At 52.1% G+C, this 16,162-nt stretch carries 10 protein-coding genes; 9 read left to right on the top strand and 1 reads right to left on the bottom strand.

Annotated features, from left to right (window positions below; all coding sequences use genetic code 11):
• Positions 1-26: 26 nt before the first annotated feature.
• The gene (trxB, locus tag D5398_RS06950; protein ID WP_120506944.1) at positions 27-995 is read right to left on the bottom strand and encodes a thioredoxin-disulfide reductase; all 969 of its coding nucleotides are present in this window, start codon (positions 993-995) and stop codon (positions 27-29) included.
• 733 nt (positions 996-1,728) lie between these two features.
• Between trxB and lrp the strand changes: the two genes are divergently transcribed.
• From lrp to D5398_RS06905, 9 genes are all read left to right on the top strand, one after another.
• The gene (gene lrp, locus D5398_RS06945; protein WP_013574775.1) at positions 1,729-2,223 is read left to right on the top strand and encodes a leucine-responsive transcriptional regulator Lrp; all 495 of its coding nucleotides are present in this window, start codon (positions 1,729-1,731) and stop codon (positions 2,221-2,223) included.
• Between the two features lie 120 nt (positions 2,224-2,343).
• Positions 2,344-5,865 (top strand): DNA translocase FtsK 4TM domain-containing protein, encoded by a 3,522-nt coding sequence (locus D5398_RS06940; protein ID WP_120506943.1) that lies wholly within the window; start codon positions 2,344-2,346, stop codon positions 5,863-5,865.
• Between the two features lie 196 nt (positions 5,866-6,061).
• Positions 6,062-6,673, top strand: coding sequence for an outer membrane lipoprotein periplasmic chaperone LolA (lolA, locus tag D5398_RS06935; RefSeq protein WP_120131436.1), 612 nt, complete (start codon positions 6,062-6,064; stop codon positions 6,671-6,673).
• Between the two features lie 7 nt (positions 6,674-6,680).
• Positions 6,681-8,024: a replication-associated recombination protein A gene (locus tag D5398_RS06930; protein ID WP_120507009.1), complete on the top strand. Its 1,344-nt coding sequence runs from the start codon at positions 6,681-6,683 to the stop codon at positions 8,022-8,024.
• Between the two features lie 107 nt (positions 8,025-8,131).
• The gene (gene serS, locus D5398_RS06925) at positions 8,132-9,424 is read left to right on the top strand and encodes a serine--tRNA ligase (RefSeq protein WP_120506942.1); all 1,293 of its coding nucleotides are present in this window, start codon (positions 8,132-8,134) and stop codon (positions 9,422-9,424) included.
• A gap of 201 nt (positions 9,425-9,625) precedes the next feature.
• Complete coding sequence (gene ynfE, locus D5398_RS06920; protein WP_120506941.1) at positions 9,626-12,082, top strand: selenate/tellurate reductase subunit YnfE; 2,457 nt, start codon at positions 9,626-9,628, stop codon at positions 12,080-12,082.
• An 82-nt stretch (positions 12,083-12,164) separates the two neighbouring features.
• Entirely contained in the window at positions 12,165-14,612 is a 2,448-nt protein-coding gene (gene dmsA, locus D5398_RS06915) for a dimethylsulfoxide reductase subunit A (RefSeq protein ID WP_120506940.1), read from the top strand.
• A gap of 11 nt (positions 14,613-14,623) precedes the next feature.
• On the top strand, positions 14,624-15,241 hold the full coding sequence (locus tag D5398_RS06910; protein WP_120506939.1) for a DMSO/selenate family reductase complex B subunit: 618 nt from the start codon (positions 14,624-14,626) through the stop codon (positions 15,239-15,241).
• Between the two features lies 1 nt (position 15,242).
• Entirely contained in the window at positions 15,243-16,100 is an 858-nt protein-coding gene (locus tag D5398_RS06905) for a dimethyl sulfoxide reductase anchor subunit family protein (RefSeq protein ID WP_120506938.1), read from the top strand.
• Positions 16,101-16,162 lie beyond the last annotated feature (62 nt).

Raw genomic sequence — 16,162 nt, 5'->3', positions numbered from 1 at the left:
CGTCCGGTAACTACCCGCAGGAGTAATTATAAATCCGGAGCTTGCGATAAACCGTCCAGATAGCGCTCGGCATCCAGCGCGGCCATACAACCGGTTCCGGCAGAAGTGATCGCCTGACGGTAGATATGGTCCATAACATCGCCCGCAGCGAAGACGCCCGGAATGCTGGTTTGTGTCGCATTGCCATGGGAACCGGACTGCACTTTGATGTAGCCGTCTTTCAGTTCAAGCTGACCGTCGAAAATGCCGGTGTTCGGGCTATGACCGATAGCGATGAACACACCAGCAACATCCACCTGAGATTTCTCGTCAGTACGAACATCCAGCAGGCTCGCGCCGGTCACACCCATCTGATCGCCGACCACTTCATTCAGGGTTTTATGGGTATGCAGCACAATATTGCCGCTGGCCACTTTATCATTCAGGCGGTCTACCAGGATTTTTTCTGCCCGGAAACTGTCGCGACGGTGGATCAGATGCACTTCAGAGGCAATGTTTGCCAGATAAAGCGCTTCTTCAACTGCGGTATTCCCGCCGCCAACGACCGCGACTTTCTGGTTACGGTAGAAGAAACCGTCGCAGGTAGCGCAGGCTGAAACGCCGCGACCTTTAAATGCTTCTTCAGAAGGCAGACCGATATAACGTGCGGATGCGCCGGTGGCAATAATCAGTGCGTCACAGGTGTATTCGCCGCTGTCGCCGGTGAGGCGGAACGGACGGTTCTGCAAATCGACCTTGTTGATATGGTCGAAAATAATCTCGGTATTAAATTTGGTCGCATGTTCATGCATACGTTCCATCAGTGCCGGACCGGTCAGTCCTTCAGGATCGCCCGGCCAGTTTTCGACTTCGGTGGTTGTGGTCAGCTGACCGCCTTTTTCCACACCGGTAATCAAAACCGGATTGAGGTTGGCGCGTGCTGCATAAACTGCTGCGGTATAACCCGCCGGACCAGAACCTAAAATCAATAATTTACTGTGTTTAACCGTACTCATGCGTAATTCATCTCCGCGGTAGCGACAAGCGATAGACCGATTGTAGGGAAAACGGCGCAGTAAAAAAAGCAAACTCAGATGTTGTTAACGATTTGTCTGATAGTTTTTACAGTGAAAGACGGGTAAAAAGGTTTCCGTCCCTGATTATCAGATACTTAACTGTTTGATGAACAGAGTGAAAAAACCACAGTGGGAAAATTATCCGCTGTGGAAGTTGTTTAACAGAGTGCGGTCTTTTAGTCACATTTCACGGCAGGTTGTGGGGTTTTGACTGAAATATTTCGCGCACTGAGTTGTTATTGTCCAAAGAGAAAAGACAGCTAAAAAGGGGGTATCAGCTTTTCAGGTTGGCACGTTCTTCTGATTTTGCTTCTTTTACTTTGACAATCCGCTGTGCATTTGCGAAAACATCAGGGGAAGAAGAAATTAACTGCCTGTCAGCGACTTGAATTTATGCAATTGGCTGCTACCGGACCCGTTCTGGTGTTGCTTTTTTGCGTTTTTGTTGCGGCAGGGTTTAGTGGATCAGGTTGGCTGTATGCAATCTATTAATTTCACAGGGTTATTTCTTTTGAGTATCCGTTTTTGGGTCGTGTTCCTTTTGACAGGGGATCAACGCGGCTTTTGGATGCGTAAACCTTAATAATCGGGTCTTCGCTTGGGACAACCCTTAGACATTGAAGTTGGCTGGGGTATGGCAGGTGCAGGGAAGGACAGCAGAGAGACAATAATAATGGTAGACAACAAAAAGCGTCCGGGAAAAGATCTCGACCGTATTGACCGTAACATCCTCAACGAATTGCAAAAGGATGGCCGGATTTCAAACGTCGAGCTTTCCAAACGTGTGGGATTATCTCCAACTCCATGTCTGGAGCGCGTTCGTCGTCTGGAACGTCAGGGCTTCATCAATGGTTATACCGCATTGCTTAACCCGCATTATCTGGATGCCTCGTTGCTGGTGTTTGTTGAGATTACCCTCAACCGTGGCGCGCCGGATGTGTTTGAGCAATTTAACGCGGCAGTGCAAAAACTCGAAGATATTCAGGAGTGTCACTTGGTTTCAGGGGACTTCGACTACTTGTTGAAAACCCGCGTACCTGATATGTCCGCCTACCGTAAGCTGTTAGGTGAGACTTTACTTCGTCTTCCAGGTGTTAACGACACCCGTACCTATGTGGTCATGGAAGAAGTAAAACAGACAAATCGCCTGGTCATCAAAACCCGGTAATTGTTCAGGTGCAAAACCTTGTAATTTTAGCTACACTCCTGTGTATCTATACAGCTATGGCGCCGGGGACTCTCGGCGCTGTTGCTTTTTCTCAGTTCACAGGAACCTGGAGAGCCTTTCTTGAGCCAGGAATACACAGAAGATAAAGAAGTTACCCTTAAAAAGCTGAGCAATAGTCGCCGTCTTCTGGAGGCTTTGCTGGTGGTGGTAGCGGTTTTTGCTGCTTATTTGATGGCGGCATTAGTGAGTTTTAACCCCTCTGATCCAAGCTGGTCTCAGACCGCATGGCATGGGCCAATTCACAACTGGGGCGGTGGTGTGGGTGCCTGGATGGCCGACACGCTGTTCTTCATTTTTGGCGTATTTGGTTACGCTATTCCACCTATTATTCTGTGTCTTTGCTGGGCGGCTTTTCGTCAGCGAGACAATCAGGATTTCGTCGATTATTTTGCCCTTTCGCTGCGCCTTATCGGGACGCTGGCGCTCATCGTCACGTCTTGTGGTCTGGCGTCAGTCAACATTGATGACCTTTACTACTTTGCTTCAGGCGGTGTGATCGGCAGTTTGTTGAGTACAGCAATGACGCCGTATTTTAACAATGTCGGTGCAACGCTGGTGCTGTTATGCGTATGGGCGGCCGGACTGACATTATTTACCGGCTGGTCATGGCTGACAATTGCCGAGAAAATTGGCGGTGCCGTGCTCGGTATTACCAATATCGTGACCAACCGCTCTCGTCGTGACGATGATTATGAGTACGACGAGCAGGACGATCCGTTACTGGAAGACGACGAAGCGAAACCGGTGGCTAAAGTGGCTCCGGCTGTCTCTGGTGCCGCGGCAACAGCAGCGATTCCAGCTGGTGCAGTGGCTGCTGAAACAGACGACGAGGACGTGCTGTTCTCTGCGCCTTCGGTGAATGAGCAACCGGTGGCACAGGTGCCTTCAGCCCCTGTTTCTGCTGCGACCTCTGAAATGGCAGCACCAGCCGCTGAACCGGCTGCGGTCGTGAGCCCGGCGCCAGCGGCAGTTCCTTACGCGGCACAACCGCCGGTTGCTGAGATTTCACCTTATCCGTCCACGCCGGTTTCAACTGCGCCGCCGCTCTACAACTTCGAAATTCCGGAAGAAACGCCGGTACCGCGCCATCCGCAGCCAGTGCAGCAATCGCCTTCTCCGGTGCCGGTTGAGCGTAACCAGGAAGATGGTCCAAGTCTCGGGAACTGGCAAACTGCGGTCGAACCTAGTCGTTCACCGTTTGATTTCAGCTCGCCGGTCCCTGACGCGGCGCAGGCCGCCAGCGTCGCCGCTACGGCCGCACTTGCTACCGGTCTGGCTCAGGCAGGGCAATCCGCGACATCTTCTGCGGCCAATACCTTTATGCCTGCTTTCAGCGCGGTGAGTGATGAAAATCCGCAGGTGAAAAAAGGCTTTGGGCCTGAATTGCCGCGGCCAAATCCGGTGCGTATTCCAACGCGTCGCGAACTGGCGTCGTATGGCATTAAACTGCCGTCTCAGCGTATGGCTGAACAGCAGGAAAATGCGCAGTCAACGGCACAGCAAAATACCGGACAGGAAACCTGGCATAACGATCCTCTGGCTCAGGCCGACGAAGAAGCTATGCAGGAAGCCGCATTGCAGCAGGCGTTTGCCGCTCAGCAGCAAGAACGTTACGGCGATGCAGCGACCGAAAATGAGCCGGATGCAGAAGCTGCTTTGCAGGAAGCTGAATTACGCAATGCGTTCGCTGCCCGCGAGCAGGTGCGTTATCAGCAAGAGGTTGAACCACAGAGTGGTCTGGTTCAGCATCATCATTCGCAGGAAAATCACGAAGAAATTTCCCATTCTGCTGCCGATGATTTTGCTGCTGCCGCGATGAAACTCAGTCAGCACGATGCGTTCAGCTTCTCGCCAATGGCTGATTTGGTGGACGATACGCCTTCAGAGCCTCTGTTCACTCTGCCTGCCCAGGCGGAAGAAGAACCGCAGCCTGCGGCATTTGCACAGCAACCTTATCAGCGCGCTGTGGCCTCTGAGCCGGTGCAACATGCACAGGAATATGAAGCACCTCGTCAGTCATCGCCATCGGCGCAGCCTGATATGGAAAGCCTGATCCACCCGTTCCTGATGCGTAATGAACAGCCGCTGGTCAAACCGACCACGCCGCTGCCGTCGCTGGATTTGCTGACCTCACCTCCGGCTGAAGCTGAGCCTGTGGATGAGTTCGCACTGGAGCAGATGGGTAACCTGATTGAAGCCCGCCTGAACGATTACCGTATTAAAGCGGATGTCGTCGGAAAGCTGCCCGGTCCGGTCATTACTCGTTTCGAACTGGATCTGGCGCCGGGCGTTAAAGCCGCGCGTATTTCTAACCTTTCGCGTGACCTTGCACGTTCACTGTCAGCTGTTGCTGTACGTGTTGTGGAAGTTATTCCAGGCAAGCCTTATGTCGGTCTGGAATTGCCAAACAAGAAGCGTCAGACGGTGTATCTGCGTGAAGTGCTGGACTGTGCGAAATTCAAAGAAAGTACATCTCCGCTGACGATTGTGCTGGGTAAAGATATTTCAGGTGAGCCGGTTATCGCCGATTTGGCAAAAATGCCTCACTTGCTGGTAGCGGGTACAACCGGTTCCGGTAAGTCCGTCGGCGTCAACGCCATGATCCTGAGTATGCTTTACAAGTCCAAGCCGGAAGATGTGCGTTTCATCATGATCGACCCGAAAATGCTCGAACTTTCCGTGTATGAAGGCATCCCGCATTTGCTGACTGAAGTCGTCACTGACATGAAAGACGCGGCGAATGCGCTGCGCTGGTGTGTCGGCGAGATGGAACGTCGCTATAAACTCATGTCAGCGTTGGGCGTGCGTAATCTGGCGGGCTATAACGAACGAATTCTGGAAGCGGAAGCGATGGGACGTCCAATCCCTGATCCATTCTGGAAGCCGGGCGACGGCATGGCCGCAGAGCCGCCGTATCTGCAAAAAGAACCCTTTATCGTGGTGATGGTCGATGAGTTTGCCGACCTGATGATGACCGTCGGTAAAAAAGTTGAAGAACTGATCGCGCGTCTGGCTCAAAAGGCACGTGCGGCCGGTATTCACCTGGTTCTGGCAACGCAGCGTCCTTCAGTCGACGTCATTACTGGTCTGATTAAAGCTAACATCCCGACCCGTATTGCCTTTACGGTTTCGAGTAAAATCGACTCCCGTACCATTCTGGATCAAGGTGGTGCTGAATCGCTGCTGGGGATGGGTGACATGTTGTACATGGCGCCGAACTCCTCAATTCCTGTGCGTGTCCATGGTGCGTTTGTTCGTGACCAGGAAGTGCATGCGGTAGTTCAGGACTGGAAAGCACGCGGTCGTCCGAAGTACATCGAAAGTATTGTTTCCGGTGGTGATGACGGTGAAGGTGGCGGTTTAGGTCTGGACGGCGATGAAGAGCTTGATGCACTGTTTGATCAGGCCGTCGCGTTCGTGGTCGACAAACGTCGTGCATCGATTTCAGGCGTTCAGCGTCAGTTCCGTATCGGTTACAACCGTGCGGCGCGAATCGTTGAGCAAATGGAAGCGCAGGGGATTGTGAGTACGCCGGGCCATAACGGCAACCGTGAAGTACTGGCGCCCCCTTCGCACGAATAAATCAGTACTGAACTGCCCGTATATTGTTAAGAAGGGTCGCGAAAGCGACCCTTATGCAAAGATGCGTAAAACATCGATTTTTCAGATGATTGAGCTACCTTCTGAGCGTCGCCTCGGATAGAGTTCGCACCATACGTCTTTTGCCTGTGTAAAAGGCATCGTCTGAAGTTTATGGATTTCTGAGGTAAGTATAAGAATGAAAAAATTGTTAATGGTAGGGTGTTTACTGACCGCATTTACCTCCGCTTCCGTATTAGCGGACGCCAGCAGTGATCTCAAATCCCGTCTGGGTAAACTCAATACTTTCCACGCCAGCTTCACTCAGACTGTCACCAGCGATGACGGTGCTGCCGTTCAGCAGGGCGAAGGTCAGCTGTGGGTAAAACGCCCAAACCTGTTTAACTGGCATATGACGACGCCGGATGAAAGCATTTTGGTCTCCGATGGCAAAACCCTGTGGTTCTACAACCCGTTCGTTGAGCAGGTCACCGCGACCTGGCTGAAAAACGCGACCGGCAATACGCCTTTCATGCTGATCACCCGTAACGACAGCAGTGACTGGGCCAAATATAACGTGAAACAGAAAGGCGATGATTTTGAATTAACGCCGAAAGCCGCGACCGGTAATCTGAAACAATTCGCGATCACAGTCACGCCGACCGGCACCATCAAAAGCTTTACTGCGGTTGAGCAGGACGGCCAGAAAAGTGCTTACACCCTGAAAGGTGAGCAAAACGCGGCTGTGGATGATGCTAAATTTAAATTTACTCCACCGAAGGGTGTGACGGTGGATGACCAGCGTCAGTGAGGTTAGTTTGAGTAATCTGTCACTCGATTTTTCCCAAAACGAATTCCAGCCACTGGCCGCCAGAATGCGGCCAGTTACCCTTGCAGAATATATCGGTCAGCAGCATCTGTTAGCGCCGGGCAAACCATTGCCGCGGGCGATTGAAGCAGGACAGTTGCATTCGATGATTTTGTGGGGGCCGCCGGGCACCGGGAAAACGACGCTGGCAGAACTGATTGGCCGCTACGCTAACGCCGATGTTGAGCGTATTTCGGCGGTCACATCAGGCGTGAAAGATATTCGTGAAGCGATTGAACGTGCCCGTCAGAATCGTGATGCCGGGCGTCGTACAATTCTGTTCGTCGACGAAGTCCATCGCTTCAACAAAAGTCAGCAGGACGCTTTCCTGCCGCATATCGAAGACGGCACCATTACGTTCATCGGTGCGACGACTGAAAACCCTTCGTTTGAACTCAATTCTGCATTGCTTTCCCGCGCCCGTGTTTACCTGCTGAAATCACTCACAGCTGAAGATATTGAGAAAGTAATTGATCAGGCACTGACCAACGCCGAGCGCGGTTATGCCAATGAAAAAATTCGTGTTCCACCGGAAACCCGCCGCATGCTGTCAGAGCTGGTGAACGGTGACGCGCGCCGTGCACTTAACAGTATTGAAATGATGGCCGATATGGCCGAAATCGACGCCAAAGGTTACCGGACATTAACCCCTGAATTACTGACGGAAATTGCCGGTGAACGCAGTGCGCGTTTCGATAATAAAGGCGACCGTTTTTACGATTTAATCTCTGCGCTGCATAAATCGGTACGTGGTTCATCGCCAGATGCCGCACTTTACTGGTACGCCAGAATTATCACCGCCGGTGGCGATCCCCTTTATGTTGCCCGCCGTTTGCTGGCCATTGCTTCAGAAGATGTCGGCAATGCAGATCCGCGTGGCATGCAGGTGGCGCTTGCTGCCTGGGATTGTTTTACCCGTGTCGGTCCGGCAGAAGGTGAGCGCGCCATAGCTCAGGCGATTGTGTATCTGGCGTGTGCGCCGAAAAGTAATGCGGTATATACCGCGTTCAAATCGGCCATGCGCGATGCGCGGGAAATGGCGGATTATGATGTGCCGGAACATCTGCGCAATGCACCGACCAAATTGATGAAAGAAATGGGGCTGGGTGCAGAGTACCGTTACGCGCATGACGAACCTAATGCCTACGCGGCGGGCGAAGACTATTTCCCACCAGAAATGGCCGGTAAGCAGTATTATTACCCGACGTCACGCGGGCTTGAAGGTAAGATCGGCGAAAAGCTGGCCTGGCTTGTAGAACAAGATCAAAATAGCCCGACAAAACGCTACCGCTAACTTTATCGTTGCGGTAAGGTTACCCGTGATAACTCTTTGACACGCTGCCGTTTCAGTCAGCGTGCATCGTCAAAATAACATTCAATAATGACACGTACAGGATTAGCATGCTCGATCCCAATATGCTGCGTAATGAGCTAGACGCAGTTGCAGAAAAACTCGCTCGCAGAGGTTTTAAACTCGATGTGGAAACGCTGCGTTCTCAGGAAGAACGCCGCAAAGTCTTGCAGGTAGAAACGGAAACTCTCCAGGCTGAACGTAATGCACGATCGAAATCAATCGGTCAGGCAAAAGCCCGTGGCGAAGACATCGAACCCCTGCGTCTGGAAGTGAATACGCTGGGTGAGAAGCTGGATGCCGCGAAGGCTGAACTGGAAGCATTGCAAAATGATATCCGTGATATCGCTTCTGCAATTCCGAACCTGCCTGATGATTCCGTACCTGCCGGTAAAGACGAAAACGACAATCAGGAAGTAAGCCGTTGGGGCACGCCGCGCCAGTATGATTTCACTGTGCGTGATCACGTATCACTGGGCGAAATGGCCGGTGGTCTTGATTTTGCCGCAGCCGTTAAATTGACTGGTGCGCGTTTTGTGGTGATGAAAGGGCAAATCGCTCGTATGCATCGCGCGCTGTCCCAGTTCATGCTGGACTTGCACACAGAAAAGCACGGCTATCTGGAAACTTACGTTCCGTATCTGGTCAACCAGGAAACGCTGTACGGTACCGGTCAGTTGCCGAAGTTTGGCGAAGATCTGTTCCATACCAAACCGCTTGATGAAGAAGCGGGCAGCAGCAACTATGCGCTGATCCCGACGGCAGAAGTACCGCTGACCAACCTGGTCCGTGACGAAATTCTTGAAGAAGAATCTCTGCCACTGAAAATGACGGCGCATACACCTTGCTTCCGTTCAGAAGCGGGTTCTTATGGCCGTGATACACGTGGTCTGATCCGTATGCATCAGTTCGACAAGGTCGAGATGGTTCAAATCGTTCGTCCGGAAGAATCGATGGATGCGCTGGAAGAACTGACCGGTCATGCTGAAAAAGTGCTTCAGTTGCTGAATCTACCATACCGCAAAGTTCTGCTTTGTACTGGTGACATGGGCTTTGGCTCATGCAAAACCTACGATCTGGAAGTCTGGCTGCCAGCGCAGGATACTTACCGCGAGATTTCCTCATGTTCAAACATGGGCGATTTCCAGGCTCGTCGTATGCAAGCGCGTTGCCGTAGCAAAACAGACAAAAAACCGCGTCTGGTTCATACCCTGAACGGTTCTGGTCTGGCAGTAGGTCGTACTCTGGTGGCTGTGCTGGAAAACTACCAGCAAGCTGACGGACGTATTGAAGTGCCGGAAGTATTACGTCCATATATGGGTGGTTTAGAATATATCGGCTAATCCCGCTATATATAAAGTAATATAACGAAAAAGCGCCTGCGGGCGCTTTTTTTATGTATAAAATCGTGCGTTGCGTTAAGAATTCCTCAATTGCCTCCACTCAACCCCTCCTTTTTTGATAGCAGACAAAGTTTCCTACCTCCTTATTAGTAGTATCCCTGCATTCTGAGTGGGTAACTACTTCATGACCGGAGCGGGAAAATGTCGGAAACAGAACCAGAAGTCATCACGATAAAAAGTGGTATCAGCCGCCGGACGCTGATGAAAACATCAACCCTGGCAGGGCTGGCCATTGCTGCTGGCGGTGTATCGCTGCCTTTTAGCCGTAAAGCACTGGCACAGGCTGTGGGGGATGCGAAAAACCTGACACCGGAAGACAAAGTGGTCTGGGGCGCCTGCTCGGTCAACTGCGGCAGCCGCTGCGCACTGCGTTTGCATGTGCGTGATGACGAAGTTTATTGGGTTGAAACGGATAACACCGGACATGATGTCTACGGCGATCACCAGGTTCGCGCCTGTCTGCGTGGCCGCTCAATCCGCCGTCGTATGAACCATCCGGAGCGTCTGAATTACCCAATGAAACGCGTTGGCAAACGTGGTGAAGGTAAATTCAAACGCATCAGCTGGGAAGAAGCATTTGATGAAATCGCCAATAACCTGAAGCGCATTGTCGCAAAATATGGCAATGAGGCCGTTTACATCAATTACACCTCCGGCGTCGTGGGCGGCAATATCACCCGTTCTTCTCCTTATGCCTCGCTGGTTGCCCGACTGATGAACTGTTATGGCGGTTTCCTCAGTCATTACGGTACCTACAGTACCGCGCAAATTTCCTGTGCGATGCCATACACTTATGGCAGCAATGACGGTAACAGCACGTCAGATATTGAAAACAGCAAACTGGTCGTTCTTTTCGGGAATAACCCGGCTGAAACGCGTATGAGCGGCGGCGGGATCACTTATTATCTCGAGCAGGCACGCCAGCGTTCTAACGCCCGTATGATCGTGATCGACCCGCGTTACACTGATACCGCCGCAGGCCGTGAAGATGAATGGATCCCAATCCGGCCGGGAACAGACGCTGCATTGGTCGCAGGTCTTGCGCATGTGCTGATCACGGAGAATATGGTTGACCAGCCTTTCCTCGATGCCTGCTGCGTGGGCTATGACGAGAAAACATTGCCAGCGGATGCGCCAGCCAATAGCCATTACAAAGCGTATATTCTCGGTCTGGGCGAAGATGCCACCGCCAAAACGCCAGAGTGGGCATCGCGTATTACCGGTATTCCTGTCGATCGCATCATTAAACTGGCGCGGGAGATCGGACAGACAAAACCCGCTTATATCTCTCAGGGCTGGGGCCCGCAACGTCAGGCCAATGGTGAGCTGACCTCACGCGCCATCGCCATGTTGCCAATTCTGACCGGCAACGTCGGTATTAATGGCGGCAACAGCGGCGCGCGTGAATCGACGTACACGATTACCATCGAACGCATGCCAGTGCTGGAAAACCCGATAGAAACGCAGATTTCCTGTTTCAGCTGGACCGATGCCATTGCGCGCGGGCCGGAAATGACGGCCAAAGCCGATGGTGTTCGCGGTAAAGACAAGCTCGATGTGCCGATCAAGTTCATCTGGAATTATGCCGGTAACACCATTACCAACCAGCATTCCGATATCAATAAAACCCACGACATTTTGCAGGATGATTCGCAGTGCGAGATGATCGTGGTGTTGGAAAACTTCATGACCTCATCGGCGAAATATGCCGATATCCTGCTGCCTGATCTCATGACTGTCGAACAGGAAGACATTATCCCCAACGATTACGCCGGGAATATGGGTTACCTGATTTTTATCCAGCCGGCGACCTCTGCCAAATTCGAGCGCAAAGGCATTTACGAGATGATGAGCGAAGTGGCGCGTCGTCTTGGCCCGGATGTTTATAACAAATTCACCGAAGGCCGCAGTCAGCGTCAATGGTTGCAGTATCTTTACGACAAAATGCTGGCGAAAGACCCGGCTTTACCTGCGTATGAAGAATTGCGCGAAATGGGAATTTATAAACGCAAAGACCCGGACGGGCATTTCGTGGCGTATAAAAAATTCCGCCAGGATCCGGTCGCCAATCCGCTGAAAACGCCTTCCGGAAAAATCGAAATTTACTCTTCCGCACTGGCGAAAATAGCCAGCGAATGGGAACTGCAAAAAGACGAAACCATCAGCCCGCTGCCGGTCTATGCCTCAACTTTCGAAGGTTGGGATGACCCGAAACGCAGCAAGTTTCCGCTCCAGATGTTCGGCTTCCATTACAAAGCCCGCACCCATTCAACTTACGGAAATATCGACATCCTGCAGGCGGCCTGTCGTCAGGAAGTGTGGATCAATCCACTGGATGCCAAAACCCGTGGCATTGAGAACGGCGACAAAGTGAAGGTGTTTAACGACCGTGGCGAAGTGCGTGTGGCGGCGAAAGTCACGCCACGCATTATGCCAGGCGTGGTGGCAATGGGGCAGGGTGCATGGCATCAGGCCAATATGAGTGGTGATCGCGTTGACCATGGCGCTTGTATGAACACCCTGACGACCCAACGTCCGTCCCCGCTGGCGAAGGGCAATCCTCAGCATACGAATTTGATTCAAATAGAAAAAGTCTAAAGAAGCTACGGACCAAGAGCCAGGCTCAATGACATGGTTGTTAAATTTTCGTCCTTCAGATAAGGGCGTTACGGAGTAAGCAATGTCGGATTCAAACAGTAAGAAAACGGGTTCAGGCGGCGGGATAAGCCGCCGTGACCTGGTTAAGGGAACTACGCTCGCCGGTATGGCAGCTGCCGTCGGGGGCATATCACTGCCATTTAAAACGATACGCGCTGAAACGCGTCAGGCTCCGGCTCAGGCTACGGATGAGAAAATCGTCTGGAGTGCCTGCACCGTAAACTGCGGCAGCCGTTGCCCGCTGCGAATGCACGTCGTTGATAACGAGATCCGTTATGTCGAAACCGATAACACCGGTGATGACGATTATGAGGGATTGCACCAGGTTCGCGCCTGTCTGCGTGGGCGTTCAATGCGTCGCCGTGTTTATAACCCGGACCGTTTGAAATATCCGATGAAACGTGTTGGTAAGCGTGGCGAAGGTAAATTCAAACAAATCAGCTGGGACGAAGCCTTTGATACACTGGCTGGCAGCCTGAAAGACATTATCCATCGTTATGGTAATGAAGCCATTTATCTGAATTATGGCACCGGCACACTGGGCGGCACCATGACACGTTCATGGCCGCCGGGCAAAACGCTGATTGCCCGACTGATGAACTGCTGCGGTGGTTATCTTAATCATTATGGTGACTACAGTTCGGCGCAAATCGCTGCGGGTCTGAATTATACCTACGGTGGCTGGGCGGATGGCAACAGCCCGTCTGATATTGAAAACAGCAAGCTGGTGGTTTTATTCGGTAATAATCCGGGCGAAACGCGCATGAGCGGTGGCGGTGTGACCTATTACCTCGAACAGGCTCGTCAGCGTTCGAACGCCCGTATGATCATTGTTGATCCGCGTTATACCGATACCGGTGCCGGTCGTGAAGACGAATGGGTGCCGATCCGTCCGGGTACGGATGGCGCACTGGCTGCGGCGTTAGCGCATGTCATGATCACCGAGAATCTGGTCGATCAGCCGTTCCTCGACAAATATTGCGTCGGCTATGACGAAAAAACCTTACCGGCGGGCGTTCCGCAGAATGCGCATTATAAAGCCTATATTCTCGGTACCGGCCCCGATGGTGTGGCGAAAACACCTGAATGGGCGTCAAAAATCACCGGGATCTCAATCGAAAAAATAATTAAGCTCGGGCGTGAAATCGGTCAGGCGAAACCAGCATTTATCACTCAGGGCTGGGGTCCGCAGCGTCATGCTAACGGCGAAATTGCGACACGAGCGATTGCGATGCTGGCTATTTTGACCGGTAACGTCGGCGTTCATGGTGGTAATTCCGGTGCCCGTGAAGGCTCCTACGAAATCCCGTTTGTCCGTATGCCAACGCTGGAAAATCCGGTTGAGACCAGCATTTCCATGTTCATGTGGACGGACGCGATTGTGCGCGGGCCGGAAATGACGGCGACCAAAGATGGCGTGCGCGGAAAATCCAAACTGGATGTGCCGATCAAATTTATCTGGAACTATGCCGGTAACTGTCTGATCAACCAGCATTCAGATATCAACCGCACTCATGACATTCTTCAGGATGATCAGCAATGCGAGATGATTGTGGTGATTGATAACCACATGACTTCTTCTGCGAAATATGCGGACATCATCCTGCCAGACTGTACCGCCTCTGAGCAGATGGATTTCTGCCTTGATGCGTCATGCGGCAACATGGATTACATCATTTTTGCCGATCAGGCGATCACGCCGCGCTTCCAGTGCAAAAATATCTATGAGATGACCAGCGAACTGTCCCGCCGCATGGGAGTTGAACAACAGTTCACTGAAGGCCGAACGCAGGAAGAGTGGTTACGTCATTTGTATCAGCAATCCCGTGAGGCGTTGCCGGAACTCCCGGATTTCGACACCTTCCGCAAACAGGGCATGTTCAAAAAACGCGACCCTGAACAGCATCACGTCGCTTACAAAGCGTTCCGCGAAGATCCGGCTGCCAATCCGCTGACCACGCCTTCCGGCAAAATCGAAATCTACTCCGCTGAACTGGCCAAAATTGCCTCTGAATGGGAACTTTCCAAAGAAGATGTCATCGATCCGTTACCGGTTTATGCCGCCGGTTTCGAAAACTATGACGATCCGCTGGCCAGTAAATATCCGTTACAGCTAACCGGTTTCCACTACAAGGCGCGCGCTCACTCCACTTACGGCAACGTTGATGTGCTTAAAGCCGCATGCCGGCAGGAAATGTGGATCAACCCGATGGATGCCGCGCAGCGTGGCATTACCAACGGCGACATGATCCGCATCTTCAATGACCGTGGCGAAGTGCATATTGCTGCCAAAGTGACACCGCGCATGATGCCTGGCGTTGTGGCGCTCGGCGAAGGTGCCTGGTATTCCCCTGACAGTAAAAAAATCGACCGTGCGGGCAGCATCAACGTACTGACTTCTCAAAGACCTTCACCGCTGGCGAAAGGTAACCCCTCTCATACCAACCTTGTGCAAGTGGCTAAGGTTTAACGGAGTAAAACATGACAACTCAATATGGTTTTTATATTGACTCAAGCCGCTGCACAGGATGCAAAACTTGTGAGCTGGCCTGTAAAGATTTCAAAAACTTAACCCCGGACGTCAGTTTCCGCCGCATCTATGAATATGCCGGTGGCGACTGGCAGAAAGATGGCGACGGCTGGCATCAGGATGTCTTCGCGTATTATCTGTCGATTTCCTGCAACCACTGTGCGGATCCTGCCTGTACCAAAGTGTGCCCGAGCGGTGCGATGCATAAGCGTGAAGATGGCTTTGTAGTGGTGAATGAGGACGTTTGCATCGGTTGCCGTTATTGCCACATGGCATGTCCTTACGGTGCACCGCAATACAACGAAGCCAAAGGCCACATGACCAAATGTGACGGTTGCTATGAGCGCGTTGCAGAAGGCAAGAAACCGATTTGTGTGGAATCCTGCCCGCTGCGCGCGCTGGATATGGCACCAATCGAAGAACTGCGTGCGAAATACGGTGATCTGGCTGAAGTGGCCCCGTTGCCAGCTGCACATTTTACTCAACCAAATATCGTCATCAAACCCAATGCGAATTGCCGTCCTGTAGGCGATACCACGGGTTATCTGGCTAACCCGAAGGAGGTTTGAGATGGGAAACGGATGGCATGAATGGCCTTTAATGGTCTTTACGGTTCTGGGGCAGTGTGTGGTGGGCGCGTTTATCGTGCTGGCTATCGCGTTACTGACAAAACGCAGTACTGAAGAAACGCGCAGGATCCATCTTTCGATGTTCTTCTTGTGGGCGCTAATGGCGATTGCTTTTATCGCTTCGGTTCTGCATCTGGGTTCTCCTCTGCGCGCATTTAACTCGCTTAACCGGCTGGGCGCTTCGCCGCTCAGCAATGAAATCGGCAGCGGGTCGTTCTTCTTTGCTTTAGGCGGGATTTACTGGCTGCTGGCGATGATTAACAAAATGCCTCGTGCACTGGGTAAAATCTGGTTAATCATTACCATGCTGGCAGGTATCGGTTTTGTTTATGCGATGTGCCGCGTTTATGAAATAGATACCGTGCCGACCTGGGATAATGCTTATACCTTCTTCCATTTCGGTCTGACGGTACTGATCGGGGGGCCGGTTCTGGGCTATCTGCTGCTGCGTGGCGCAAATATCAATGGTTGTGCGTTGCGCTTGTTGCCGGTCGTCAGCCTGGTTGCACTGATCGTAAGTATGGCAGTTGTTGTGCTGCAAAGCGCCAGTCTCGCAGGCATCAACAGCTCGGTTCAGGCTGCCTCTTCGCTGATCCCACAATACGGTTCGCTGTCAGTCTGGCGTCTGGTACTGGTGGCTCTGGGTCTCGGTTGCTGGTTCTGTCCGTTGATTATGCGTAAGCGTCCGGCACTGGCATCCATGATTCTGGCATTCGTGCTGGTCTTTGCCGGGGAGCTGATTGGCCGCGCAATTTTCTATGGTTTGCATATGACTGTGGGAATGGCCGTCAGCGGCTAATCGTAGAGTGTCAGATTCTTTAGGGAACACGTGCGACATGGGCGTGTTCCCGCTAATCAGAG

Source organism: Rahnella bruchi (genome assembly GCF_003614975.1).
GTDB lineage: Bacteria > Pseudomonadota > Gammaproteobacteria > Enterobacterales > Enterobacteriaceae > Rahnella > Rahnella bruchi.
The sequence above is the reverse complement of the archived record's forward strand: the minus strand, read 5'-3'. Positions and strand labels throughout refer to the sequence as shown.